Source organism: Nocardia sp. NPDC050378, from assembly GCF_040655675.1.
Taxonomy (GTDB): Bacteria; Actinomycetota; Actinomycetes; order Mycobacteriales; family Mycobacteriaceae; genus Nocardia; species Nocardia coubleae.
Genome location: NZ_JBFAKI010000014.1, coordinates 1 through 22,890 on the forward strand (window position 1 = coordinate 1; position 22,890 = coordinate 22,890).

Here is a 22,890-nt window from a genome sequence, read left to right on the forward strand (position 1 = left end):
ATACCGCTGGGCCCAAGGTAGGCGACGAAGGAGCAAGCAACGGCGCCTGATCGTCGGGACTTGCGGGGCCGCCGACTCGAGCGCGCCAGCGCTCCACAAACACAGTAGTCTCGGGCGGGTGAGCAGCGACATCACCGCGTCGGCGGCCTGGCAGGCACTGCAAACCAATCACCGCACTGTCGCACCCCTGCATCTGCGGCAGTTGTTCGCCGAGGATCCGGCGCGCGGGCGGGAGTTGACCGTGCAGGTCGCCGATCTGCACATCGACTACAGCAAACATCGCGTGACCCGCGAAACCTTGCGCCTGCTGGTGGATCTCGCGCGCGCGGCCGGGGTGCCGCAGCGCCGCGACGAGATGTATTCCGGCAAGCACATCAACACCTCCGAGGACCGCGCGGTGGGGCATATCGCGTTGCGTCTGCCGGTGGGCGAGCAGCTCGACATCGACGGGACCGACGCCGATGCCGCCGTGCACGACGTGCTGCGCCGGATGGGTGAGTTCGCCGATTCGGTGCGCTCGGGTGCGTGGCGCGGGGCGACCGGTGAGCGCATCACCACGGTGGTCAATATCGGTATCGGTGGCTCGGATCTGGGGCCGGACATGGTGTATCGCGCGTTGCGCCACTATGCCGATCCGGAGATCGAGGCCCGGTTCGTGTCGAATGTCGACCCGGCCGATCTGGTGTCCAAGCTGGCGGGTCTCGATCCGGCGCGCACGCTCTTCATCGTCGCGTCGAAGACGTTCTCCACCTTGGAGACGCTCACCAATGCGACCGCGGCGCGGCGCTGGCTGGTCGCGGCGCTCGGTGAGGACGCGGTGGCCAAGCATTTCGTCGCGGTGTCGACGAACGCGGAGCGGGTGGCGGCTTTCGGTATCGACACCGCGCACATGTTCGGTTTCTGGGATTGGGTCGGCGGCCGCTACTCGGTGGATTCGGCGATCGGTCTCTCGGTGATGGTGACCATCGGCAAGGAACGGTTCGGCGAGTTCCTCAGCGGAATGCACGCCGTGGACCGGCATTTCGCGGCGGCGCCGTTGGAGTCGAACGGTCCTGTGCTGCTGGCGATGCTCGGCGTCTGGTATTCGAACTTCTTCGGTGCGGAATCGCGTGTGGTGCTGCCGTACTCGAACGATATGGCGCGGTTCCCCGCGTATCTGCAGCAGTTGACGATGGAGTCCAACGGCAAATCGGTGCGCGCCGACGGCACTGCGGTCACGTCGTCGACGGGCGAGATCTTCTGGGGTGAGCCGGGTACCAACGGCCAGCACGCCTTCTATCAGCTGCTGCACCAGGGCACCCGGCTGATTCCGGCCGATTTCGTCGGTTTCGCCCGGTCGACCGACGACCTGCCGACCCGCGACGGCACCGGCAGCATGCACGACATCCTGATGAGCAACCTGTTGGCGCAGACCAAAGTGCTCGCGTTCGGCAAGACCGCCGAGGAGATCGCGGCCGAGGGCACCGATCCGAAGCTGGTGCCGCACAAGGTGATGCCCGGCAATCGGCCGAGCACCACGATCATGGCGCCGGAGCTCACACCGTCGACGATGGGTCAGCTGATCGCGCTGTACGAGCACCAGGTGTTCGTCGAGGGGATCATCTGGGGCATCGACAGTTTCGATCAGTGGGGTGTGGAGCTGGGCAAGCAGCAGGCGCTGGCCCTGATGCCGTTGCTGAGCGGGCCGGAAAAGCCCGAGTCGGTGGGTGACTCGTCGACCGACTCGCTCATCGAGTGGTATCGCGCGCGGCGGCGCTGACTTCGTTCGCGGCGCGGATCCGACTGGTGACGCTGGTGGTGACGATGGCGAGCAGGGTGCCGAGCACCACCAGGTCGAACACGATCTGCACCATGGTCACGATGCGGGCGGCCTGGCCGGTGGCGTGGATGTCGCCGTAACCGATGGTCCCGAGGGTGACGAGCGTGTAATACAGTGCGTCGGTTCGGGTCTCGAGCCCGGTGAACTGGTTCGGGTGTAGCTGCTGCATGCGGTAGTAGACGAGGGCGAACACCACGCACACGATGCACAGCACGAGCAGCACCCCGTCGACCCGTTCCCCCAACGCGGTCGACTCCTCGAGGAGGTGCTCGATCCGCTGCCACACGAGCCAGCCGAGTCCGGCGACGCTCGCGGCGAAGACGACCACCCCGAGGACCTGCCCCGGCCACGCGTCGAGTTCGAACACCCACCCCACCGGGACGCTGTAGTACAGCAGCAACGCGCAGACCGCTGCCGCGCCGTTGCGGACCGCGTGCACGGGGACTCGTCGCTTCATCAGTCCATGATCGCGCCGAGTCCGCCGCTTTCCGCGCGGCACACGCCCGGCGTGCCGCGCCGCAACGGGCACCACGGCGGACCGAGCGCAGCCGAGAGGTTCAGCGGCGGTCAGGCCAGGGCGTAGCCACGGCCCGTCGCGATCAGGACGCGATCCGCGCGGCTTCGGGTGGCGGCGATGAGGTCGGCATTGCGCAGGTCGCTGTCCATCACTTTCACCCGCGCCTCATCCCGGGTGCGCCCGCCTGCGGTGTGCCGGTCGAGCAGGCGTTCGGTGAGCACCTGCCGTGGCGCGTCGAGATACCAGCATTCGTCGAGCAGTCCGCGTACCGGCGCCCAACCCGGTGCGTCGGTGAGCAGCAGGTAGTTCCCCTCGACGACGACCACGCGCTCGTCGCGCACCACGACACCGCCCTCGGTCGGTTCGTCGACGGCCCGGTCGAACAGCGGCCACGGCACCGGTTCGCCGACGGGTGTTTCCCGGAGCAGGCGAAGGCCGGTGACGAACGCGGCCGCGTCGAAGGTGTCGGGCTCGCCTTTGCGGGCCAGCGCCCCCCTGGCTCTCAGCACGTCGTTGCGCAGGTGATAACCGTCCATCGGCGCAACGACCGCACTGCGCCCGAGACGATTCAGCTCGTGGCAAAGACGTTGCGCGAGAGTCGATTTACCGGCTCCCGGCGGGCCGGCGATACCGAGGAGAAACCGGTCCGCGCGCGTCGGCACCAACCCGGTGAGGTCGCCTGCCGTCAACACATCGTCCGCTCGAGCCACGCGATCACGGTACCGTCACCTGGATCGTCCACGAAGGAATCGGCCGGGCCACAGGATTCCCGGTCCCCGCGGCGGCATGATGCCCCCTTTCACGGCGGCTGGGTGCAGGCACCCGACCGAACCGCCGGCGAAGACACGCACGTCGCCCTCGGCTCAGGGCGAACGGCACCGCGCGAAGCCGGCTCAGTGTGTATCGACGAATCCTCGTTCGAGAATCGCGCCGGTATCGACACCCACCGGCAGGGTGCCGTAGGCGATCCCCCAGTCGCCGCTCAGCCGCGTCGCGCAGAACGCGTCGGCGACGGCCGGATGACCGTGGCGTACCAACTGCGCTCCCTGCAACACCAGCGCCATCAACTCGACCACCCGGCGCGCCCGGTACTCGATATCGGACAGGTCGGTGAGTTCCTTGCCGACCCGGTCGATGGCGTCGTCGAGACGCGGGTCCACGCCACGAGCCAGGCCGACCTCGGCGAAGTAGGCTTCGACGGTCTCCGGCTGACGCCCCATGGCGCGCAGGGCGTCCAGCGCCGCCACATTGCCCGACCCCTCCCAGATCGACATGAGCGGCGCCTCCCGGTACAGGCGCGGCATCCCCGATTCCTCGGCATACCCGTTGCCGCCGAGGCATTCCAGCGCTTCGGCGGCGTGCGCGGGCGCCCGCTTGCACACCCAGTACTTGGTGATGGCCAGCGCGATCCGGCGCAGCGCCGCCTCGGCCGGGTCGCTGCCCGCGCGGTCGGTGGCCCCGGCCAGACGCATCATCACGGTGGTCGCCGCGTCGGATTCGACGATCAGGTCGGCCAGCACGTTGCGCATGGCGGGCTGGTCGATCAGCTTCGCGCCGAACGCTTCTCGATGCCTGGCGTGATGCACGGCGGTGACCGCACCGACCCGCATGCCGGTGGCCGAGCCGATCACGCAGTCGAGGCGGGTCATGTTGACCATCTCGATGATCGTCTTCACTCCGGCACCTTCGGCGCCGACGAGCCACCCGGTGGCGTTCTCGTATTCGATCTCCGAGGAGGCGTTCGACTTGTTGCCGAGCTTGTCCTTGAGCCGCTGGATCCGGATCGGGTTGCGGGTGCCGTCGGGCAGCACGCGCGGCAGCAGGAAGCACGACAGCCCGCCCGGCGCCTGCGCGAGGGTGAGGAACATGTCCGACATGGGCGCCGAGGTGAACCACTTGTGCCCGACGATGCGGTACGACCCGTCCGATTGCGGCGTGGCGGTGGTGGTGTTGGCGCGCACGTCCGAGCCGCCCTGCTTCTCGGTCATCGACATGCCCGCGATCAACCCCGCTTTCGACGAGGGCTCACGTAACCCGAAATCGTAAGTGCGCGAGCCGAGCAGCGGCTCGAAGCGGGCGGCGAGTTCGGGGTTGTGGCGCAGCGCGGGCACCACCGCGTAGGTCATCGAGATGGGACACATGTGCCCGGCGTCGGCCACACCCCAGGTGTAGAACTTGGCCGCGCGGGCGGTGTGCGCGCCGGGGCGCTCGTCGAGCCACGGCGAGCCGTGCAGGCCGTGCGTGACCGCCACATTCATCAGGTCGTGCCAGTGCGGATGGAACTCGACCTCGTCGACGCGGTGTCCCCACCGGTCGTGGGTGTGCAGCACCGGCGGGTAATCGTTGGCCAGCCTGCCCCACTCCTGTGCGGCGAACCCACCTGCGAGAGCACCGAGTTCACGTACCTCGGCCTCGGCCCAACCCGCACCTTCCCGGTGCAGGCCCTCGATGAGCGCGGGATTGCGCGAGGCGTCGAAGGGGACGAGCGGTGGTACCTGATTGAACACGTCATGGGTGATCACGGCGGAACTCCTTAGGGCTACAACGATTCCGGGCGCGCACCGAGCGCGCGAACGGCGAAAGCGACCAGGCCGGGAACGACCGACTCGGCGGGCGGGGCCGTGGCGAGGGGGCCGACCAGCACCTCGCCGATGGCGCCGACGAGCGCGGCCGCGGACAGGTGCGAATCCTGCGGTGGCAGTGCGCCTTCGGCGACGCCGTGCGTGATGGCCGCTTCGAACGAGGCGGTGAAGGCGCGGCGGAATTCCAGGCGTTGCACGTCGACGGCGGCGTCGACGGGTTCGGCCAGCAATACGTAGGCGAGTCGCGGATTCTTGAGCGCACGCCCGGCGAAGGTCTCCACGGCCGCGCTGACCCGCTGCATCACGTCACCCTCGGCGACCGCCGCGCGCACCGCGGCGACCTCGCGGGCGACCACCTTCTCGAACACGGCCGACACCAGCGCGGCCTTGTTCTCGAACTGCTTGTACACCGTGCCGGTAGCGATACCCGCCTCGGCGGCCACCGCGGCCATCGACAAGCCGGCGAACCCGTCGCGCGAGAGCACGGCCGTCGCACCCTGCACGATCAGCGCACGTTGCGCGTCGAGCCGGGCCTGCACGGCGGGCGTCCTCCGGTACACCATACGAAGAAGTGAACCACCGATTCACCTCTTCACACAAGGGTGGGTTTCGTCGTATGGTCAAGCTATGAGCTCAGGTCCCGCATCCGATTCGGTGCGTGTCGAGAAGGCGGGGCCGGTCACCACGGTGGTCCTGAACCGTCCCCACGCCCGCAACGCCGTCGACGGGCCGACGGCCCGCGCCCTGGCGGAGGCTTTCCGCGCGTTCGACGCCGACCCGACCGCCTCGGTGGCGGTGCTGTGGGGCGAGCACGGCACGTTCTGCGCGGGCGCGGATCTGAAGTCGCTCGGCACCGAGCGCAGCAACCAGGCGAGGCCCGACGGTGACGGACCGATGGGTCCCACCAGGATGCGGCTGTCCAAACCGGTGATCGCGGCGGTCTCCGGGCACGCGGTAGCCGGTGGGCTCGAGCTGGCGCTGTGGTGCGACCTGCGCGTGGCCGAGCAGGATGCTGTGTTCGGGGTGTTCTGCCGCCGCTGGGGTGTGCCGCTCATCGACGGCGGCACGGTGCGTCTGCCACGCATCGTCGGCGAGGGCCGGGCGCTGGACATGATTCTCACCGGTCGGCCGGTGAGCGCGCCCGAAGCGTTGCAGATCGGGCTGGTCACCCGTGTGGTTCCCACCGGGGATGCGCGCCGGGTGGCCGAGGAGCTGGCCGCGCAACTCGCGGCGCTCCCACAGACCTGCCTGCGTTCCGACCGCGAATCCGTGTACGACCAGGTCGGTCATTCCGAAGACGAGGCGCTGCGCATCGAATTCGCGCACGGTGTCAAGGCTCTCGCCGACGGTGCGCTCCAGGGTGCGGCCCGCTTCGCCGCGGGCGCGGGCAGGCACGGCGCCGCCTCCACGTCGTAATGGACCGCCTGACCGTCGTCGACGAGATCTTCCTGCGTACCCATCGAAGAATGGGCACGCCGATCGCCCTGCAGGGACTGTGGCGAACGCCGGACACGATGGATCAGGCTCTGCTGCGACAGATCCACCGCGAGCTGAGTCATGGTCAGCTCGGCCGCAGAGTTGTCCGCGCCCGCGTCCCCGGCGCCCGCCGTGCCTGGCAACCCACCGTCCGCGCCCACCCGCTCGACTATCTCGCGTCCGATGCCCACCCTGCTCCCCTGCGTGAGGGGGAAATCCTGCCGTGGGCCGATACGCTCGGCGCCGACCTCGATCCCGAGTTCTTCCCCGGTTGGCGGTTGTCGGCGGCACCTCTGGCAGGCGGTGGAACCGTTGTCGCCCTGACCTGTTCGCATGCCCTTGCCGACGCGCGGGGACTGATCCACGCCGTCGCGCTGGCCTTGCGATCACTGAACGGCGCGTCTACGGAACCCCCGTCGACCGCGGTCGCCTCCACCGCACACCACCCGCGCCGCGAACGGTCCGCGGACGCGGCCCGTTCGGACTGGGCCGATGCTCGGGCGCAGTGGGCCACGGTGCTCGGTGGGACCGCGCGCGCACTGCGCAACGGAGTTCCCAGACCGCCCGAGACCACCGTTTTCTCGGTGGCTCCAGGGCGCACCGTCCGCAGCTCCCTGCTGGCTTTCGACGCGCGACAATGGGATTCCGTCGCGGCAGCAGCCGGTGGCACGCCGAACAGTCTGTTCATCTACCTGGTCGCGAATATCCTGTGGGAGAACGGCTTCGGTGACGACACCATCACCGCGAGCCTGCCGGTGGATACCCGCGACGAACCACGCGTGGACAACGATCTCGCCGTGACCGAGATCCGGATCGACCGTGCCGACACCCCGGCGACCATTCGCGTCCAAGCCCGCGACGCCTATCTACGCCGGATGTCGGCGCCCGCCGGGTTGCCCGAGGAAATCCTGCAGGTGATCCCCGACCGCCTGGCCTACGCACTGAGCAAAGGCGCTGGCGAGCGCGACATCCTGTGCTCCAATATCGGCACGATGCCCGACGCCCTGCGTACCGTCGGCCCGCATGAATGCACCCGCGTGGCCGCCCGCGCCATCCATCCGGGCATCACGGTTTTTCCACGTACTCGCCTCTGCGGTTACCTCTCCCGTCTGGCCGACACCTACACGCTGGCACTGGTCGGCTCGGATACCCACGAAACACTCAGCGCGGCAGCGAATCGTGTGCTGTCGAAGGCCAGGTTGTCCGCAGAGCCCTGGTGAGATCGCCGTGACCCCGGGGTTGCGGCGACTCAATTCGCCGTCATACCGACGAGCAGAACCCTCAGCCCCCACACGAATTGGTCGACGGAGGTCCACGCCGCGATCTCGTCCACATGCGCGGCGGTACGCGTCCAGCGATCCACATCCAGCTCCCTGAGCTGCTCGCGCCGCCGCGCGATCCGTTCCGAATCAGCCGGCAGCGGCGGTATTCCGCCGGTCTCCGCGATATCGAGCGCCGTGGAACCGAGGATATAGACGAGCACCGCGTAGACCCCGCGCGCCCGCATCTGCGTATGCAGGCCGCCGCGCGCGAAGCAGGCGAACAACGCCTCCTCGATATCGCGTGCGGCGGGCCCGTCCGCCGCCGGACCGTCGTGCGGACCCGACATCATCAGTACCGCGACCGCCGGATGCTCCCACAGCCGCGACCGCATACTCAGTGCCAACTGGATCACCGCCGAGACCCACTCGACACCCCGGTCGTAGAGCGGCCCGAGCCGCACCGTCGAGAGCACGCGTTCGATGGCGGCCCGTTCCAGTCCGCTCCGATCGCAAGCCAGCGCGGCCGGGTCGACGCCGAGTCGCGCGGCCACCGCCTCGACCGTGAGCGCACCCGCCCCACCCTCGTCGAGCACTGCCAAGGCCGCGTCCACCACCCGGTCCTCGGTGCACGACAACTGTTCGGGCGGCTCGCCCCCGCTGAGCGGACTCGACGGCATAGGCCGGACTGTACCGAGCGCGCACCCGCCCACCGAGGTGCCACGACGAGCGAATGGCACGACTGGGTCGCCGCACTGCGCGACCTGATCGAATCACCCGGTCCCGGCGGCCGTGCGCAGCGGTCTGCGGAACGTCGACCCCTTCCCTATCGCAGCGCGACCGGCGTCGCCGAATCCGCCCGATCCACCACCTCGGCGGGCACCGCGATCCCCGGTTCCAGGTCCGCCGACGGCACCGGCGCACCCCATACCTGCCGCAGCGGGAGCTCCCCGGCCCACACCCCACCTGCGGCGACATCGTCCTCGTCGTCCTTAGGCCCGCCGGTCCGGACTTTCACCGACGCCTCGGTGAGGTCGAGAGCCAGCACCATCGTGGCCGCCATCTCCTTGCGACTCGGCGGGCGGACCCGGTCCCAGGATCCGGGCGCCGCATGCTCGACGATCACCCGCAGCGCTTCGCGGCGTTCGTCCTCGTCGGTGACCAGTCCGGCCCGCCCGCGCACCACCGCCGACCGGTAGTTCATCGAGAAGTGCATCGCGGAGCGGGCATAGATCAGGCCGTCGACATGGGTCACCGCGATGCTGATATCGGTGCCGATGGCGGCGCGCATATTGCCCGCGCCGGTGGAACCGTGCAGGTAGATCGTGTCGCCCGCGCGGCCGTACACGGTCGGCAGCACCACCGGCGAACCACCGAGCACCACTCCGAGGTGACAGATCAGCCCCGCGTCGAGCACCGCGTCCAGTTCGGCCCGGTCGCTGCGGGCGCGTTCCTTGGCTCGGGTCACCGTGGTGCGCGGGGTCGGGGACAGCGGCGTTCTGGTGTGCGTGCTCATACGATGAGCATCGCCGCACGATTGGCCCTCGCACAGGTCCAATTCGATGCGGGAATGACAGTCCAATCAGAGGTGGGCGATGCTCGACGACTTCCCGATCCCGCTCGACCGCTCCGCCACCGAGCCCCTGTCGGTGCAGGTAGCCGATGCCCTGCGCACCGCCGCGACCACCCGCGTCCTGCGCGTCGGCGACCGGCTCCCGCCCTCGCGCACCCTCGCGCAACGGCTGGGAGTGAGCCGGGCCGTGATCGCCGCCGCCTACGACCAATTGCACGCCGAGGGCTGGCTCACCGGTCGGCGCGGGTCCGGCACCTACCTGAGCACCGCCCCCGCGACAGCACCGCCGAGTACCGTCGCGATGCAGGGCATCGAGGACGAACCGGCCCTGCTCGACCTCGCCGCGGGCGCACCGTGCATCGAGGCCCTCGACCGCGCGGCGTGGCGTCGCGCGTGGCGCTCGGCCGGTGACCGCGCACCCGAGGCCCAAGGATCGAGCGGGTGAGCCCGGCTATCGCGATGCCGTCGCCGAGCATCTGCTCCGGCATCGCGGACTGGCCGCGGGCGCGGCGTCGGTGGTACTGGCGACCGCGGGCACGAGCACCGCCGTCGGCGAACTCGCCGCGGCCCTGCTCCGTCCCGGCGACACCGTGGCCATCGAAGACCCCGGCTATCTGCGCGCGGTCGGCGCGTTCCAGGCCGCGGGAATGACGGTGCTCCCGGTGCCCGTCGACGCGCACGGGCTGTGTGTCGACCGCATTCCGCCGGGTGTCCGTGCCGTGTACTGCACACCGGCACACCAGTTCCCGATGGGCGCGCGGATGCCCGCCGGACGCCGGGTGGAACTGGTCGAATTCGCCCGCAGCACCGGCACTCTGGTCATCGAGGACGACTACGACGGCGAATTGCGCTACGACACGGCACCCTTGCCCCTGTTGGCGGCGATGGCGCCGGACGTGGTGGTCCACCTCGGCACCACGAGCAAGATCATCGCCCCCACCCTCGGTGTCGGCTGGCTCGTCGCTCGTCCTGACATCACCGAGGCCGTCCTCGCACACCGCGCCCGCATCGGCAGTTCACCGAGCCCGGCCGGCCAACTGGTGCTCGCCGAATTCGCCCGCAACGGCGACCTCGCCCGGCATCTGCGTCGCCTGCGCCGGGTGGTTCCGCCCCGGCGCGCCCTGCTCGTCGGTGAACTCGCCGACCGCGGCCTGCCGGTCCTCGGTGACGACGCCGGGTCGCATGTGGTCGTGGAACTACCCGACGCCGCCGCCGAGGCCGCCGCGGTCGATGCCGCCCGAAGCCGCGGAGTTCTGCTCGACGGGTTGGCCCGCCACCACCTCGCCACGCCGCACAAGTTCGGTGTCGCCCTCGGCTACACGGCCCTGACCAGCACCGAATTGGCCCGGGCCGTCCCGATCGCGGCCGACTGTCTCGCCGCCCATGTCACCGGGCGGTCGTAGCATGGACCACGACCCCGCGCGGGTCGCGGTTCGCCCGGCACTACCCCTCCGAGAATCGAAGTGGTGAGCACATGACCGATCAGGACATCCTGGCCAAGATCAAGCAGCTGGTCGACGAAGAACACGAACTGCGGTCCAAGGCGACGGCGGGCGAGATCGACCCGGTCAGCGAGCGCAAGCAGCTCGCCCAGCTGGAAGTGATGCTCGACCAGGCCTGGGATCTGCTGCGCCAGCGCCGCGCCCGCGCAGGCGCCGACGCCTCTCCCGAAGACACCCAGATGCGCTCGCCCCGTGAGGTCGAGGGTTACTTGCAGTGACCGACGAGTACGACGTCATCGTGATCGGTGGCGGCCCGGCGGGCGAGAACGCCGCCGCGTACGCCATCGCGGGTAGCGACCGCACCGCCGCGCTCGTGGAACGGGAACTGTTCGGCGGCGAATGCAGCTACTGGGCGTGCATACCCAGCAAGACACTGCTGCGCACAGGCGCCGTGCTCGATCTCGCCGCCGGGTTGCCCGGGCTGACGGCGAGCGGCCCCGAGGTGGCCGATGTGCTGGCCCGTCGCGACACCTTCGTCCACCACCGCGACGACACCTCCCAGGTCGACTGGGCGAAATCGGCGCGCATCGACCCGGTACGCGGTGCGGCCAGGCTCGCCGGGGAGCGGCGGGTCGAAGTGCACACCGACGCGGGGGTGCGGGAACTGCGCGCCAGGCACGCCGTCGTGATCGCGACCGGAACAACAGCCGCGATTCCCGACACTCCCGGTCTGCGCGATGCCCTGCCCTGGATTTCGCGCGACGCCACGAACCTGACGGTCGTACCGCGCCGGGTCGCGATCATCGGCGGCGGTGTCGTCGCGTGCGAGACGGCGACCTGGCTGATCGAACTGGGCGCGGCCGAGGTGACCATGCTGGTGCGCGGTGACCGACTGCTGCCACGGGTGGAACCCTTCGCCGCCGATCTGGTGCTGCGAGGTCTGCGTGACAAGGGCGTCGAGGTTCGCCTGAACGCCGAGGCGCTGATGGTGTCGCGCCGCGACCCCGCCGACACCGGGGTCGGCCGCATCCACGGCGGTCCGGTCACGCTGGTGCTCGACAACGGTGAGCTCGAGGCCGACGAGTTGGTCGTCGCGACCGGTCGCGCACCCGCGACCGACGACCTCGGCCTGGATACCGTCGGCCTGTCGGCAGGCTATCTCGACGTCGACGATCACCTGACTGTCCGCGATGTCCCCGGTGAATGGCTGTACGCGGTGGGCGATGTGAACCGCCGTGCGGCACTGACACATATGGGCAAATACCAGGCCCGCGTGTGCGGGGATGTCATCGCCGCCCGCGCACAGGGAACGGCGCTGGACAAGAGCCGCTACACCGCGAGCGCCGACCACGAGCAGATTCCCCAAGTCGTCTACACCGCACCGGAACTCGCCGCCATCGGCCTCACCGAGCAGCAGGCCCGTAAGGCGGGATATGCGGTCGACACCGTCGAAATGGATATCTCGGTAGCCGGTTCCGCATTGTCGCGCGACGATTTTCACGGCCGCGCGAAGATCGTCGTCGATACCACCGAAAACCGCCTTCTCGGCGCCACTTTCGTCGGCCCCGACATGGGCGAACAATTGCACGCCGCCACCATCGCGGTGGTCGGACGGGTGCCCCTGGACACCCTGTGGCACGCGGTACCCGCGTTTCCCGCGGTCAGCGAATTCTGGTTACGGCTGCTGGAAACCTGGCGGGACCGCTGACTACTTGAGCAACCGCGACATCCGCCGGTCGGCGAGCACCTTGCCGCCGGTCTGACAGGTCGGGCAGTACTGAAAAGAGCGCTCCGCGTAGGACACCTCGCGTACCGTGTCGCCACACACTGGACACGGCTGCCCGGTCCTGGCGTGCACCCGCATGCCGGATCGCTTCTCCCCCTTCAACCGGGCCGCGTCCTGCCCGGTCGAACGGTCGACGGCATCGAGCAATACCGAACGCATCGCCGCGTACAACTGTGAAACGGTTTCCGAAGGCATCGTTTTCGTATTGGCGAACGGCGAGATGCGCGCGGTGTGCAGTATCTCGTCGGAATAGGCATCACCGATCCCGGCCAGCAGGGTCTGATCCACCAGTGCGGTCTTGATGCGTTGCGATGTGCCGCGCAGCAGGGCCGCGAATTCGTCCTCGGTCACCGCGAGCGCGTCGGGACCGAGCCGGGCGATGCCCGGAACCGACTGCGGGTCCTCCACGACATACACCGCGAGGCGTTTCTTGGTTCCCGCCTCGGTGAGGTCGATGGCGGGTGTCGCGCCTTCGGGAGTGAAGAAATGCACGCGCAAGGCGAGCGGGCTCTTACCGCCGGGCTTGGGCGGCAACGGGTTCGGTTCGTCGACCCATCGCAGCCAGCCGCCACGTGACAGGTGGGTGATCAGCCACAGCCCACCACAATCCATGCCGAGAAACTTGCCCCACCGGCCCGCGCCGGTCACGTCCCGGCCGGACAGTGCGGTCACCGGCGGATCGAATGTCTTCACCGCACTCAACGCGGCCACGTCGACGCGACCGACCACCGCACCGACCGCATGATCCCGGAGGAACTGCGCCAACGCCTCTACCTCGGGTAACTCGGGCACAAAGGTCAGTCTAGCTATTCGGGACGCAACAGGTAGACGTCCATGATCCAGCCCTTTTCGGCGCGCGCTCGCGTACGACGTTCGAGAATGGATTTCTCCACCTCGCGCACATTGCCTTCGATCAATATCTCGTCGGGCATACCGAGATAGGCGCCCCACCAGATGTGGATATCGTCGCCGGGCACCTCGGTGAACGAGCATTCGCCGTCGAGCATCACCACCGTCGAACCCGGGCCGAGGCCTTCTTCGCGCAGTTTGCGCCCGGTGGTGATGTGCACAGGTTCACCGATGCGGTGCAGCACCACCCGGTGGGCGGCAGCCAGAGCCGCGACGCTGGTGACGCCGGGAATCACCTCGTAATCGAACCGAACCCGCCTGCGGTCGAGCACCCGCTCCACCATGCGCAGGGTGCTGTCGTAGAGGGCCGGATCGCCCCAGACCAGGATCGCGCCGTCGCCGTCCACCTGCTCGAAGGCCTCTTCCAGCAGCACCGCGCGCCGTTCGTGCCAGTCCTGCACCACACCGGTGTAGTCGGCGGGTGCGCGGTCGCGGGGCGGATCGGCGATCTCGAGCACCCGGTGCGGGCCGTCGACGTATTCGCGCAGGATCGCGGTGCGCACATCGACGAGTTCCTGCTTCTCGGCGCCCTTGCCGATCACGAAGAACGCCTCGGCCCGCCGCATGGCCTTGACTGCCTGCATCGTCACCTGGTCGGGGTCACCGGCACCGATACCGATCACGTAGAGCTTGCGCATACGCGCAGAGCTTGCCAGGTGCGCACCGCAGTAGAATCGGCAGGCGTGGCCACCCCTGATACGCAGTACGAAGATCTGCTCCGGCGCGTGCTCGAACACGGCACGCCGAAAGCCGATCGGACCGGCACCGGCACCCGAAGCATCTTCGGCCATCAACTGCGCTACGACCTGGCCGAGGCGTTTCCGCTGATCACCACCAAGCGGGTGCACCTGAAATCCATCGTCTACGAGTTGCTGTGGTTCCTGCGCGGCGACTCCAATGTGTCGTGGCTGCGCGAGCACGGCGTCACCATCTGGGACGAGTGGGCGGATGCGGACGGCGAGCTCGGCCCGGTGTACGGCGTGCAGTGGCGTTCCTGGCCGACACCCGACGGCACCCACATCGACCAGATCGCCCAGGTCCTGCACACCCTGCGCACCGACCCGGATTCGCGCCGGATGATCGTGTCGGCGTGGAACGTGGCCGACCTGGACAAGATGGCGCTCGCCCCCTGCCACGCCTTCTTCCAGTTCTATGTCGCCGACGGCAAGCTGTCGTGCCAGCTGTACCAGCGCAGCGCCGACCTGTTCCTCGGTGTGCCGTTCAATATCGCCAGCTACGCGCTGCTCACCCTGATGGTCGCCCAGCAGACCGAGCTGGAGCCGGGCGAGTTCATCTGGACCGGTGGCGACGTACACATCTACGACAACCACGTCGACCAGGTGCGCGAGCAGCTCACCCGCGAGCCCTACCCCTTCCCCACCCTGCACCTGCGCCCGGCCACCAGCCTGTTCGACTACGCCTACGACGACATCGAACTGTCCGGGTACCAGCACCACCCGGCCATCAAGGCGCCGGTGGCGGTGTGAGCGAGCGCATGATCGGCCTGATCTGGGCGCAGGCCAACGACGGTGTGATCGGCGTCGACAACACCATCCCGTGGCGGCTGCCCGAGGACATGGCCAATTTCCGGGAGACGACCACCGGTCACCCGGTGATCATGGGCAGGCGCACCTGGGACTCGCTGCCCGCCGCCTTCCGGCCGCTGGCCGGTCGACGCAATATCGTCGTCACCCGCCAGTCCGACTGGGCCGCCGAGGGCGCCGAACGCGCCGCCTCGCTGCCCGACGCGCTGGCCATGACCGGCACCGCCGACACCTGGATCGCGGGTGGTGGCGAGATCTACCGCCAGGCGCTGCCGCTGGCGACCACGCTGCTGGTCACCGAGGTCGACACCACGGTGGCAGGCGATGCTTTCGCCCCGGTCATCGGCCCGGAATGGCAGGCACCGGATACCCCGTGGCGCACCGCCGAAAACGGCCTGCGCTACCGCATTCGGCACTACGTGCGGCAGTGACAACACGTCGCTAACGGTCGCGGCAAAACGCCCGGGCGCGGGTGTGATGTCGGGCATACTCCCAGGCGAAGACCTGCCCGCGAGAAGCCTGCGAAAGGCGCGTTCCCATGGACAAGAAATCGCTGACCGCGGTGGCCCGTCAACAGTTGAAGCTGGCGGCCACCTCGACGAGTGGTCGGAGTTCGCAAACCCTCATCGGCGGCCACACCCACGCCCTGCGCCAGACCGTCGTCGCGCTGGCCGAAGGGCAGAGCCTGGCCGAACACGACAATGCCGGCGACGCGACGATCCAGGTCCTCACCGGCACGCTCGTACTGATCGCGGGCACCGACGAGTGGAAGGGCTCGGCAGGCGATCTGATCGTGGTTCCGCGCGCCCGCCACAGCGTCAAAGCCATCGACGACGTGACCTTCCTGCTCACTGTCGCCAAATAAGTACCTGTCGGTACGGCGTCGTACTCTGGACGCCATGGGTGAGCCACAACCGATTCTCGATCCACTGTCGCCTGCCGCGCTCTTCCTCGTCGTCACCATCGACGAGGGCGGCGAATCGGTGGTGCGCGATGTGCTCGCCGATATCAACGGATTACGGCGATCGGTCGGATTCCGGGTGCCCGGCGAGGGCCTGAGTTGCATCACCTCGATCGGTTCCGCCGCGTGGGACCGCCTGTTCACCGGACCCAAACCGGCTGAGCTGCACGAGTTCCCGGGATACAACGGTCCGGTGCACAGCGCACCGGCCACCCCCGGCGACCTGCTTTTCCACATCCGCGCCGAAACCCAGGGTCCGTGCTTCGAATTGGGCATGGTGATCGCCGAACGGTTGCGTGGTGCGGCGACGGTCGTCGACGAGGTGGTCGGGTTCCGCTACTTCGAGCAGCGCGACCTGCTCGGCTTCGTCGACGGCACGGAGAACCCCGAGGGTGGTGCTGCGGCCGCCGCGGCCCTGATCGGTGCCGAGGACCCCGAATTCACCGGGGGCAGTTACGTGATCGTGCAGAAGTACACCCACCCGCTCGACCAGTGGAACGCCCTGTCGATCGAGGAGCAGGAGCGGGTGATCGGGCGTACCAAGCTCGGCGACTACGAACTGCCCGACGATGTGAAGCCCGCCGACTCGCATGTGGCGGTGAACACCATCGTCGACGACGACGGCACCGAGCGCCAGATCGTCCGTGCCAACATGCCTTTCGGCTCGGTCGCAGACGGCGAGTTCGGCACCTACTACGTCGCCTACGCCGCCACCCCGAGCGTCACCGAGCGGATGCTCGAGCGCATGTTCCTCGGCACCGAGGAAGCCGCCTACGACCGAATCCTCGACTTCTCCATCGCGGTCACCGGCACCCTGTTCTTCACCCCGACCGTCGATTTCCTCGACGATCTGCCCGACGCGCCCGCGAACATCGCCGACGAGGCGGAATCCGGACCGTTGCCCGAGATAATTCCGGTGGAACGGGCAAATACCTCCGCAGCGGGTTCCGACGGCGCCCTCGCCATCGGCTCGATGAAAACTCGATGAAAAGGAGTATCCGAATGAACAACCTGCATCGCGAACTCGCGCCGATCACCGACGAGGCCTGGGCCGAGATCGAGGAGGAGGCCACCCGCACGTTCAAGCGCAATATCGCCGGACGCCGGGTCGTCGATGTCTCGGGCCCGCACGGCGTCGGCTATTCGGCGCTCAACCGCGGCAGGCTCACCCCGATCGACTCCCCCGACGACGGTGTGCAGGCACACCAGCGCGTGGTGCAGCCGCTCGTGGAACTCCGGGTGCCCTTCACGTTGAAGCGCTCCGAACTCGACGACATCGAACGCGGCGCCCCCGACGCCGACCTCGACAACCTCAAAGACGCCGCCCAGAAGATCGCCTTCGCCGAAGACCGCGCGATCTTCGAGGGCTACGCCGCCGCGGGCATCACCGGCATCCGCGCCGCCGCCTCCTGCACCCCGATCACGCTACCGAGCAATGTGGTCGACATCCCCGACGCCATCTCGCGCGCCCTCACCGGGCTGCGTCTGGCCGGTGTCCAGGGACCCTACTCGGTCCTGCTCAGCGCCGACCTCTACACCAAGGTCAGCGAAACCTCCGACCACGGCCACCCGATCCGCACCCACATCGAACGGCTCATCGACGGCGAGATCATCTGGGCACCGGCCATCACCGGCGGATTCGCCCTCACCACCCGCGGCGGCGACTTCGAACTGGCCATCGGTCAGGACCTGTCGATCGGTTACCTCAGCCACGACGCCGAGACCGTCCAGCTGTACTTCCAGGAAACCTTCACCTTCCTGGTCGAGACCTCCGAAGCAGCGGTATCGCTCGGGTCGTGAGCCCGATCGCGTGACCGGCGCTAGGGTTGGCCACGAATCGTGAGAGGGAGGTCCGCATGGCCGACGTGCGTGCCGGGGTCGTGCCCGCGAGCAGGAGCCTGTTCTACTGCCTGATCGGGCTGCTGGTCACCATCGGAATCGCCGGGCTGATGGTGGCGATGTTCGGCGCCAACCGGGTGGTGACCGGCCTGCTGGTCGGCGCCGTCGGCGGTGTGGCGGCGGGTGTCGCGCTGTTCGTCCGCGATGTCGTCGAGCTCACCGAGCACGGTATCTACGTGCGGACCCCGTTCCGGTCGGCCACGGTGCCGTGGGACCGGGTGGTGGCCGGTCGATTCACCCTCGACGAGCGCGGCCGCTGGGCACTGGCCCTCGACCTCGCCGAGAACGGCGACGAACTCGTGTTGCTGTCGATCCCACCGGTCCTTGGCCCGGTCTCGGGCGCCTACGACATGCGCAAGCGGGAACAGGTGACCGAGATCCGGGAGATGTTGCGGGCCAAGCGGATTCCAATCACGGTGCTGCCCGGGATCGCCGCCGCCCTCAACGAGCACTGGCAGATCGCCCCGCCGACCTCCCGCTGACTCAGGCGCTGAGCCCCGAGGTGAACCGCCGCCGGTAGTCCGACGGCGACACACCGAGCCGCGCGACGAAGGTGCGACGCAACGCCTCGGGGCTGGTGAAGCCCGCGTCGGCGGCGGCCCGTCGCACCGAGCTGCCCGCCTCGAGCTGGGCGCGGGCCAGATCGAAGCGCATGTTGGCCGCGTATTCGGCCGGGCTGAGCCCGACCTCCTCGGTGAAGAGCCGGGTGAGGTGGCGTGGGCTCACGTTCACGTGGCGGGCGAGTTCCCGCACGCTGTGGCGTCGTGACGGATCGTCGGCGATCAGGTCCGTCACCGCGCGCACCGGGCCCGGCGGCAGCGCAACCGCGCGCAACGGGGTCGAGAACTGTGCCTGCCCACCGGATCGCTGGAGGTAGACCAGCAGACCCTGGGCGACTCGGCGGGCCACGGCGCTGCCGAGATCCTCGGCGACCAGCGCGAGCGCGAGGTCGATGCCCGCGGCGACGCCTGCCGAAGTCGCGATATCGGCCTCGCGGACGAAGATCTGATCTGCCAGCACCTGTACGCGCGGATACCGGCGGGCCAGCTCGGGGGCGAACTTCCAGTGGGTTGTCGCGCCGCGCCCGTCCAGCAGCCCGAATTCGGCGAGCACGAACGCACCGCTGCAGATCGACACCACCCGCCTGCTCCGCGCGGCGAGGACACGCGCCGCCTCGAGTAGTTCAGGACGGACGAACTGCGCTGGTCGCACCTCGCTGCCCGGCACGACCAGCGTGTCGAGCGCGAGCACATCGGCGGCCGCCGCGTCCACAGCAACTCCCCCGCCTACCGAGGTTTGCACGGGCGCGCCGGTGGGTGAGAGCAGAACGATCTCGTAGGCATCGGCGAACTGATTGGCCTCGACGAACACCTCGGCCGGGCCGACGTAATCGAGTGCCTTCACCCCGTCGAACAGGAGAAACCCGATACGCCGTGTCCCAGTAGATGCGTTGTGACGTGGTCGATCCGGGGCTGCAGACATAGCCACGAATCTACTGTTCGTCCGAAATAGCGGGATTCGCGGCCGTTCCGGTAGGCGACAGCCCACCTGCGCTCGACAACTATGAGCAACCTATCCATCCCCCTCGTTCGACAGGATCGCCATGCCTTATTTCACGACATCCGACGGCACCGAGATCTACTTCTCCGACTGGGGCACCGGGCAGCCCGTCGTCTTCAGCCACGGCTGGCCGCTGAGCTCCGACGCCTGGGCGCTCGAGCGGAAGACCTTCGCCGACGCGGGCTTTCGCGTCATCGCCCACGACCGGCGCGGACACGGCCGCTCCGCGCAGCCGTGGCAGGGCAACGACATGGACACCTACGCGCGTGATCTCGCCGAACTGATCGAGTCGCTCGATCTGCGTGACGTGATCGTCGTCGGGCATTCGACGGGCGGCGGCGAGGCCGTGCGCTACGCGGCCCGGCACGGCCGGGACCGGGTCGCCAAGGTCGTCACCATCGGTGCGGTGCCGCCGATCATGGTGGCCACCGAGGCCTACCCCGACGGTCTGCCCATGTCGGTGTTCGACAACATCCGCGCGGGGGTGCTGGCCGACCGGTCCAACTTCTACCAGGAGTTGGCCCCGTCGTTCTTCGGCTTCAACCGCGAGGGTGCGGCCGTGTCCAAGGGCGCCGTGGACGACTTCTGGCGGCAGGGCATGCTCGCCGGTATCCAGGCCGCCTACGAGTGTGTCGCCGCGTTCTCGGCGACCGATTTCACCGAGGACCTGCGGGCACTCGAGGTACCGATCCTCATCGCGCACGGTGACGACGATCAGATCGTGCCGATCGCGAATTCGGCGCACAAGTCGATCGAGCTGGTGAAAGACGGCACGCTGAAGGTGTACCCCGGTGCGCCGCACGGCATTTTCGGTTCCTACCAGCAGGAGCTCATCAGCGACATCCTCGCGTTCATCAAGGGCTGAGGGTTTCCGGCGCGGCCTCGCGCCGCGCCGGTCACTCAGTCCGACAGACGGTCGAGCAGTGCGTCAGCCGCGGCTCGCACCGCATCCATCCCACCCTGGTGACCGACGATGCGCACGATCGCGTCCGGGATGACGCGCTCGGCCTCCTCGCCCGCGGCCCCTTCGTCGGACCTGATCGCGATCACCGTCTCCACCAGCCGGAACGGCAGAATCCGCGCGTCGTCGGATTGCCCTGCCGCAGCGCAGGATTCGGCGGCGAGACGCTCGTAGTGTTCGCGCAGTTCGTCGCGGCGGCGACGGAAGGCGACGAATCGTTCGGTGCGCAGTTCCGGCAGCAGGTACAGGGCGCCGAGATTCCAGCGCGCGCCGCGCAGTTGGCGCACATCGAACAGGGCGAGCGCGTAGAGCTTGGTCGTGGCGTCCTCGGGCTCGGCGTGCAGCTCTTGCGCCAATTCCACCGGCCCCGCGACGGTTTCGGCGAGCAGTGCGTCGAGGATGTCGTCCTTGGCCGCGAAGTGGTGATACAGCGAGGCCTGCCGGATCCCGACCGCGTCGGCGACCGCGCGGGTGGAGGTGTTGGCATACCCCTTGGTGGTGAACAGCTCCGCCGCGGCGTCGAGGATTTCCGCGCGCGGCGTCGTCCCGCGCCGACGGCGCTGTTCCAGCCGGGGACGCCCGGGTCCGAGGTTTGCCACGTCGTCGATTGTGTCACCGATGCGTCACCGGTCCCGCGATGGGCACCTCACCAGGTCCGATGCGGGCTCGTTCAATTTCTGTCACTCGACAGAAACGCAGGCAACACAGAAGTTACGGCACGCCTCGGAGTCGATACACGCCCGACACCGTTCGAGCGATCGCGAGCGCAAAACTATCGACTGATAGATATTGGCCGCACCGCCGAAGGACTCCGATATGGCCACGACGCTCGCCACCCCAGCCCCGCCCGACGCCGCGCGCGACGGCGCCGACCTCGCCCGATTCGGCTACGAACCCGTCCTGCACCGCAAGCTCGGGCGCTACGCGTCCTTCGCGGCGGGCTTCTCGTTCGTCTCCATCCTCACCACCATCTTCCAGTTCTTCGGTTTCGGCTATTCGTTCGGCGGTGCCGCGTTCTTCTGGACGTGGCCGCTGGTTTTCGCCGGACAGTTCCTCGTCGCCCTGAACTTCGCCGAGCTCGCCGCGCGGTACCCGATCTCGGGCTGCATCTATCAGTGGTCGCGCCGGTTGGCCGGTGGCCTGGTCGGCTGGTTCGCCGGCTGGATGATGGTGATCGCCCAGGTGGTCACCGCGGCGGCCGCCGCCATCGCCCTGCAGGTGGTGCTGCCGACGATCTGGAGCGGTTTCCAGATCATCGGCTCCGACACCGCGCTCACCTCACGCGACGGCGCGATGAACGCGGTGCTGCTGGGCAGCGTGCTCCTCGTGATCACCACCACCGTCAATGTGATCGGGATCGATCTGATGGCGCGGATCAACTCGATCGGGGTCACCATCGAGATCGTCGGTGTGCTCGCCATCATCGGGCTGTTCTTCGCGGGCTCCGAACGCGGTCCGGCCGTAGTGTTGCAGACCGATCAGGCCGCGCCCGGTCCGTTCTGGGCGGCGTTCCTGATCTCGGGCCTGATGGCGGCGTACGTGATGGTCGGATTCGACTCCGCCGGTGAGCTTTCCGAGGAGACGAAGAATCCACGCCGGGTCGCCCCGCGCACGATTCTGCTCGCGCTGTCGGTGTCGGCGCTCGGCGGTGGGCTCATGCTGTTGGGCGCGCTGATGGCGGCGCCGAGTCTCACCGACGGCGAGTTGGCGTCCGGCGGACTGGCTTACGTCATCATGGCCAAGCTCGACAGTCCCGCCGGGTCGGTGCTGCTCGGCTGTGTCGCGGTGGCGGTGATCGTGTGCACGCTCGCGATTCAGACGGCCGGGTCGCGGTTGATCTTCTCGATGGCACGTGACGGCAAGCTGCCCTTCGCCAAGGCCCTTTCCACCGTGCATCCGAGGTTCGGTACGCCCGTGTGGCCCGCCGTGGTGATCGGTGCGCTCGGCATCGGGCTGCTGGTGCTGAACCTGGGCAACCCGGCCATTTTCGCCACGCTGGCCAGTGTGTGCATCGTGAGCCTGTATCTGGCGTATCTGCTGGTCACGGTGCCGCTGCTGGTGCGGCGGATCAAGGGTTTGCCCGCACCCGAGGACGCGACGCTGTTCACCCTCGGCCGCTGGGGCGTTCCGGTCAACGCGCTGGCGGTGGTGTGGGGCATCGCGATGGTGATCAACCTGGCCTGGCCGCGACCCGAGGTGTACACGCCGACCGGTGGTAGCTGGTGGCAGTTGTGGGCGGGGCCGCTGTCGGTCGGCGTGATTCTCGCCGTCGGCGCGGTGGTGTACCGGGTCGTGGTCACCAAATCCGAGGCGGTCGAACCGGCGGTCGCACCAGCTCCCGCCTGAGCGCGTGGATCAAGATCACCACGCTCTGGTGGCGGCATCGCCCGAGAAGCCGACGCCACCAGAGCGTGGTGATCAACCGACCAGCACCTCAGACCTGCCTGGTGGCCGCCGCGACCCGGTCGCTGCGGTGCAGAGGTCGACGAATCACCCAGTCGATCAACCGTTTTGCCGAGAAGTCTCGGCCTGCATGTACGGAGGAGATCCTGATGACGGCTACCCCATCCGCAGACGCCGCGCGGACTCAGGACACCGCACC

General features: G+C 68.5%; 25 protein-coding genes. 15 read left to right on the plus strand and 10 right to left on the minus strand.

Annotated elements, in window-relative coordinates:
• Positions 1-118: 118 nt before the first annotated feature.
• On the plus strand, positions 119-1,759 hold the full coding sequence (gene pgi / locus AB0I35_RS25095) for a glucose-6-phosphate isomerase (RefSeq protein ID WP_357398725.1): 1,641 nt from the start codon (positions 119-121) through the stop codon (positions 1,757-1,759).
• On the opposite strand, the gene AB0I35_RS25100 is transcribed toward pgi, so the two are convergent.
• The 4 genes from AB0I35_RS25100 to AB0I35_RS25115 all read right to left on the minus strand — a co-directional run bounded on the left by AB0I35_RS25100 (position 1,728) and on the right by AB0I35_RS25115 (position 5,481).
• Complete coding sequence (locus tag AB0I35_RS25100; protein WP_357398726.1) at positions 1,728-2,276, minus strand: potassium channel family protein; 549 nt, start codon at positions 2,274-2,276, stop codon at positions 1,728-1,730. The genes pgi and AB0I35_RS25100 overlap by 32 nt on opposite strands.
• A gap of 110 nt (positions 2,277-2,386) precedes the next feature.
• Positions 2,387-3,046, minus strand: coding sequence for a nucleoside/nucleotide kinase family protein (locus tag AB0I35_RS25105; protein ID WP_357398728.1), 660 nt, complete (start codon positions 3,044-3,046; stop codon positions 2,387-2,389).
• A gap of 183 nt (positions 3,047-3,229) precedes the next feature.
• Positions 3,230-4,858: an acyl-CoA dehydrogenase family protein gene (locus AB0I35_RS25110; RefSeq protein ID WP_357398730.1), complete on the minus strand. Its 1,629-nt coding sequence runs from the start codon at positions 4,856-4,858 to the stop codon at positions 3,230-3,232.
• A 17-nt stretch (positions 4,859-4,875) separates the two neighbouring features.
• Positions 4,876-5,481, minus strand: a complete 606-nt coding sequence (locus AB0I35_RS25115; protein ID WP_357398731.1) for a TetR/AcrR family transcriptional regulator — start codon at positions 5,479-5,481, stop codon at positions 4,876-4,878.
• Between the two features lie 64 nt (positions 5,482-5,545).
• On the opposite strand from AB0I35_RS25115, the gene AB0I35_RS25120 reads away from it, so the two are divergent.
• Together AB0I35_RS25120 and AB0I35_RS25125 are read left to right on the plus strand one after the other, a co-directional pair.
• The gene (locus AB0I35_RS25120) at positions 5,546-6,334 is read left to right on the plus strand and encodes a crotonase/enoyl-CoA hydratase family protein (protein WP_357398732.1); all 789 of its coding nucleotides are present in this window, start codon (positions 5,546-5,548) and stop codon (positions 6,332-6,334) included.
• The gene (locus tag AB0I35_RS25125) at positions 6,334-7,614 is read left to right on the plus strand and encodes a hypothetical protein (RefSeq protein ID WP_357398733.1); all 1,281 of its coding nucleotides are present in this window, start codon (positions 6,334-6,336) and stop codon (positions 7,612-7,614) included. Before AB0I35_RS25120 ends, AB0I35_RS25125 begins: the two co-directional genes overlap by 1 nt.
• A gap of 29 nt (positions 7,615-7,643) precedes the next feature.
• Here AB0I35_RS25125 and AB0I35_RS25130 read toward each other — a convergent pair whose 3' ends face one another.
• Positions 7,644-8,333: a TetR/AcrR family transcriptional regulator C-terminal domain-containing protein gene (locus AB0I35_RS25130; protein WP_357398734.1), complete on the minus strand. Its 690-nt coding sequence runs from the start codon at positions 8,331-8,333 to the stop codon at positions 7,644-7,646.
• Between the two features lie 146 nt (positions 8,334-8,479).
• The gene (locus tag AB0I35_RS25135; RefSeq protein WP_357398735.1) at positions 8,480-9,169 is read right to left on the minus strand and encodes a pyridoxamine 5'-phosphate oxidase family protein; all 690 of its coding nucleotides are present in this window, start codon (positions 9,167-9,169) and stop codon (positions 8,480-8,482) included.
• A gap of 79 nt (positions 9,170-9,248) precedes the next feature.
• Here AB0I35_RS25135 and AB0I35_RS25140 point away from each other — a divergent pair, with 79 nt between their 5' ends.
• The 4 genes from AB0I35_RS25140 (at position 9,249) to AB0I35_RS25155 (ending at position 12,376) form a co-directional block, all read left to right on the plus strand.
• Positions 9,249-9,671, plus strand: coding sequence for a GntR family transcriptional regulator (locus tag AB0I35_RS25140; RefSeq protein WP_357398736.1), 423 nt, complete (start codon positions 9,249-9,251; stop codon positions 9,669-9,671).
• Positions 9,634-10,629 (plus strand): PLP-dependent aminotransferase family protein, encoded by a 996-nt coding sequence (locus AB0I35_RS25145; RefSeq protein WP_357398737.1) that lies wholly within the window; start codon positions 9,634-9,636, stop codon positions 10,627-10,629. The genes AB0I35_RS25140 and AB0I35_RS25145 overlap by 38 nt, the downstream gene beginning before the upstream one ends.
• A 71-nt stretch (positions 10,630-10,700) precedes the next feature.
• Positions 10,701-10,946, plus strand: coding sequence for a DUF2630 family protein (locus AB0I35_RS25150; RefSeq protein WP_067485911.1), 246 nt, complete (start codon positions 10,701-10,703; stop codon positions 10,944-10,946).
• The gene (locus AB0I35_RS25155; protein ID WP_357398738.1) at positions 10,943-12,376 is read left to right on the plus strand and encodes an NAD(P)/FAD-dependent oxidoreductase; all 1,434 of its coding nucleotides are present in this window, start codon (positions 10,943-10,945) and stop codon (positions 12,374-12,376) included. Before AB0I35_RS25150 ends, AB0I35_RS25155 begins: the two co-directional genes overlap by 4 nt.
• Here the strand turns inward: AB0I35_RS25155 and AB0I35_RS25160 are convergent, their stop codons facing one another.
• Entirely contained in the window at positions 12,377-13,246 is an 870-nt protein-coding gene (locus tag AB0I35_RS25160) for a DNA-formamidopyrimidine glycosylase family protein (RefSeq protein WP_357398739.1), read from the minus strand. It lies immediately after the preceding gene.
• Between the two features lie 14 nt (positions 13,247-13,260).
• Positions 13,261-14,001: a precorrin-6A synthase (deacetylating) gene (gene cobF / locus AB0I35_RS25165; RefSeq protein WP_357398740.1), complete on the minus strand. Its 741-nt coding sequence runs from the start codon at positions 13,999-14,001 to the stop codon at positions 13,261-13,263.
• A gap of 45 nt (positions 14,002-14,046) precedes the next feature.
• Between cobF and AB0I35_RS25170 the strand changes: the two genes are divergently transcribed.
• The 6 genes from AB0I35_RS25170 (at position 14,047) to AB0I35_RS25195 (ending at position 18,249) form a co-directional block, all read left to right on the plus strand.
• Positions 14,047-14,850: a thymidylate synthase gene (locus AB0I35_RS25170; RefSeq protein WP_067641800.1), complete on the plus strand. Its 804-nt coding sequence runs from the start codon at positions 14,047-14,049 to the stop codon at positions 14,848-14,850.
• The gene (locus AB0I35_RS25175) at positions 14,847-15,338 is read left to right on the plus strand and encodes a dihydrofolate reductase (protein ID WP_357398742.1); all 492 of its coding nucleotides are present in this window, start codon (positions 14,847-14,849) and stop codon (positions 15,336-15,338) included. The genes AB0I35_RS25170 and AB0I35_RS25175 overlap by 4 nt, the downstream gene beginning before the upstream one ends.
• A 107-nt stretch (positions 15,339-15,445) precedes the next feature.
• Positions 15,446-15,772, plus strand: a complete 327-nt coding sequence (locus AB0I35_RS25180) for a cupin domain-containing protein (protein ID WP_067485336.1) — start codon at positions 15,446-15,448, stop codon at positions 15,770-15,772.
• A 34-nt stretch (positions 15,773-15,806) separates the two neighbouring features.
• Positions 15,807-16,856 (plus strand): Dyp-type peroxidase, encoded by a 1,050-nt coding sequence (locus AB0I35_RS25185; RefSeq protein WP_357398744.1) that lies wholly within the window; start codon positions 15,807-15,809, stop codon positions 16,854-16,856.
• A gap of 14 nt (positions 16,857-16,870) precedes the next feature.
• Entirely contained in the window at positions 16,871-17,668 is a 798-nt protein-coding gene (locus tag AB0I35_RS25190) for a family 1 encapsulin nanocompartment shell protein (RefSeq protein ID WP_357148260.1), read from the plus strand.
• A gap of 56 nt (positions 17,669-17,724) precedes the next feature.
• On the plus strand, positions 17,725-18,249 hold the full coding sequence (locus AB0I35_RS25195) for a PH domain-containing protein (RefSeq protein WP_357398746.1): 525 nt from the start codon (positions 17,725-17,727) through the stop codon (positions 18,247-18,249).
• Between the two features lies 1 nt (position 18,250).
• Here AB0I35_RS25195 and AB0I35_RS25200 read toward each other — a convergent pair whose 3' ends face one another.
• On the minus strand, positions 18,251-19,249 hold the full coding sequence (locus AB0I35_RS25200; protein ID WP_357398748.1) for a DJ-1/PfpI family protein: 999 nt from the start codon (positions 19,247-19,249) through the stop codon (positions 18,251-18,253).
• 121 nt (positions 19,250-19,370) lie between these two features.
• On the opposite strand from AB0I35_RS25200, the gene AB0I35_RS25205 reads away from it, so the two are divergent.
• On the plus strand, positions 19,371-20,192 hold the full coding sequence (locus AB0I35_RS25205) for an alpha/beta hydrolase (protein WP_357398749.1): 822 nt from the start codon (positions 19,371-19,373) through the stop codon (positions 20,190-20,192).
• 35 nt (positions 20,193-20,227) lie between these two features.
• Here the strand turns inward: AB0I35_RS25205 and AB0I35_RS25210 are convergent, their stop codons facing one another.
• Positions 20,228-20,887, minus strand: coding sequence for a helix-turn-helix domain-containing protein (locus AB0I35_RS25210; RefSeq protein ID WP_357398750.1), 660 nt, complete (start codon positions 20,885-20,887; stop codon positions 20,228-20,230).
• 217 nt (positions 20,888-21,104) lie between these two features.
• On the opposite strand from AB0I35_RS25210, the gene AB0I35_RS25215 reads away from it, so the two are divergent.
• A complete protein-coding gene (locus AB0I35_RS25215) occupies positions 21,105-22,634 on the plus strand; it encodes an amino acid permease (RefSeq protein WP_357398751.1) in 1,530 nt (509 codons plus the stop codon).
• Positions 22,635-22,890 lie beyond the last annotated feature (256 nt).

Excerpts from the sequence above, each read along its gene's own strand:
- AB0I35_RS25120 (WP_357398732.1), top strand. The coding sequence starts at position 5,546 with ATGAGCTCAGGTCCCGCATCCGATTCGGTGCGTGTCGAGAAGGCGGGG.
- AB0I35_RS25200 (WP_357398748.1), bottom strand. The coding sequence starts at position 19,249 with ATGTCTGCAGCCCCGGATCGACCACGTCACAACGCATCTACTGGGACA.
- AB0I35_RS25205 (WP_357398749.1), top strand. The coding sequence starts at position 19,371 with ATGCCTTATTTCACGACATCCGACGGCACCGAGATCTACTTCTCCGAC.
- AB0I35_RS25190 (WP_357148260.1), top strand. The coding sequence starts at position 16,871 with ATGAACAACCTGCATCGCGAACTCGCGCCGATCACCGACGAGGCCTGG.
- AB0I35_RS25185 (WP_357398744.1), top strand. The coding sequence starts at position 15,807 with ATGGGTGAGCCACAACCGATTCTCGATCCACTGTCGCCTGCCGCGCTC.
- AB0I35_RS25180 (WP_067485336.1), top strand. The coding sequence starts at position 15,446 with ATGGACAAGAAATCGCTGACCGCGGTGGCCCGTCAACAGTTGAAGCTG.
- AB0I35_RS25215 (WP_357398751.1), top strand. The coding sequence starts at position 21,105 with ATGGCCACGACGCTCGCCACCCCAGCCCCGCCCGACGCCGCGCGCGAC.
- AB0I35_RS25115 (WP_357398731.1), bottom strand. The coding sequence starts at position 5,481 with ATGGTGTACCGGAGGACGCCCGCCGTGCAGGCCCGGCTCGACGCGCAA.
- AB0I35_RS25125 (WP_357398733.1), top strand. The coding sequence starts at position 6,334 with ATGGACCGCCTGACCGTCGTCGACGAGATCTTCCTGCGTACCCATCGA.
- cobF (WP_357398740.1), bottom strand. The coding sequence starts at position 14,001 with ATGCGCAAGCTCTACGTGATCGGTATCGGTGCCGGTGACCCCGACCAG.
- AB0I35_RS25135 (WP_357398735.1), bottom strand. The coding sequence starts at position 9,169 with ATGAGCACGCACACCAGAACGCCGCTGTCCCCGACCCCGCGCACCACG.
- AB0I35_RS25100 (WP_357398726.1), bottom strand. The coding sequence starts at position 2,276 with ATGAAGCGACGAGTCCCCGTGCACGCGGTCCGCAACGGCGCGGCAGCG.
- AB0I35_RS25195 (WP_357398746.1), top strand. The coding sequence starts at position 17,725 with ATGGCCGACGTGCGTGCCGGGGTCGTGCCCGCGAGCAGGAGCCTGTTC.
- AB0I35_RS25130 (WP_357398734.1), bottom strand. The coding sequence starts at position 8,333 with ATGCCGTCGAGTCCGCTCAGCGGGGGCGAGCCGCCCGAACAGTTGTCG.
- AB0I35_RS25150 (WP_067485911.1), top strand. The coding sequence starts at position 10,701 with ATGACCGATCAGGACATCCTGGCCAAGATCAAGCAGCTGGTCGACGAA.
- AB0I35_RS25140 (WP_357398736.1), top strand. The coding sequence starts at position 9,249 with ATGCTCGACGACTTCCCGATCCCGCTCGACCGCTCCGCCACCGAGCCC.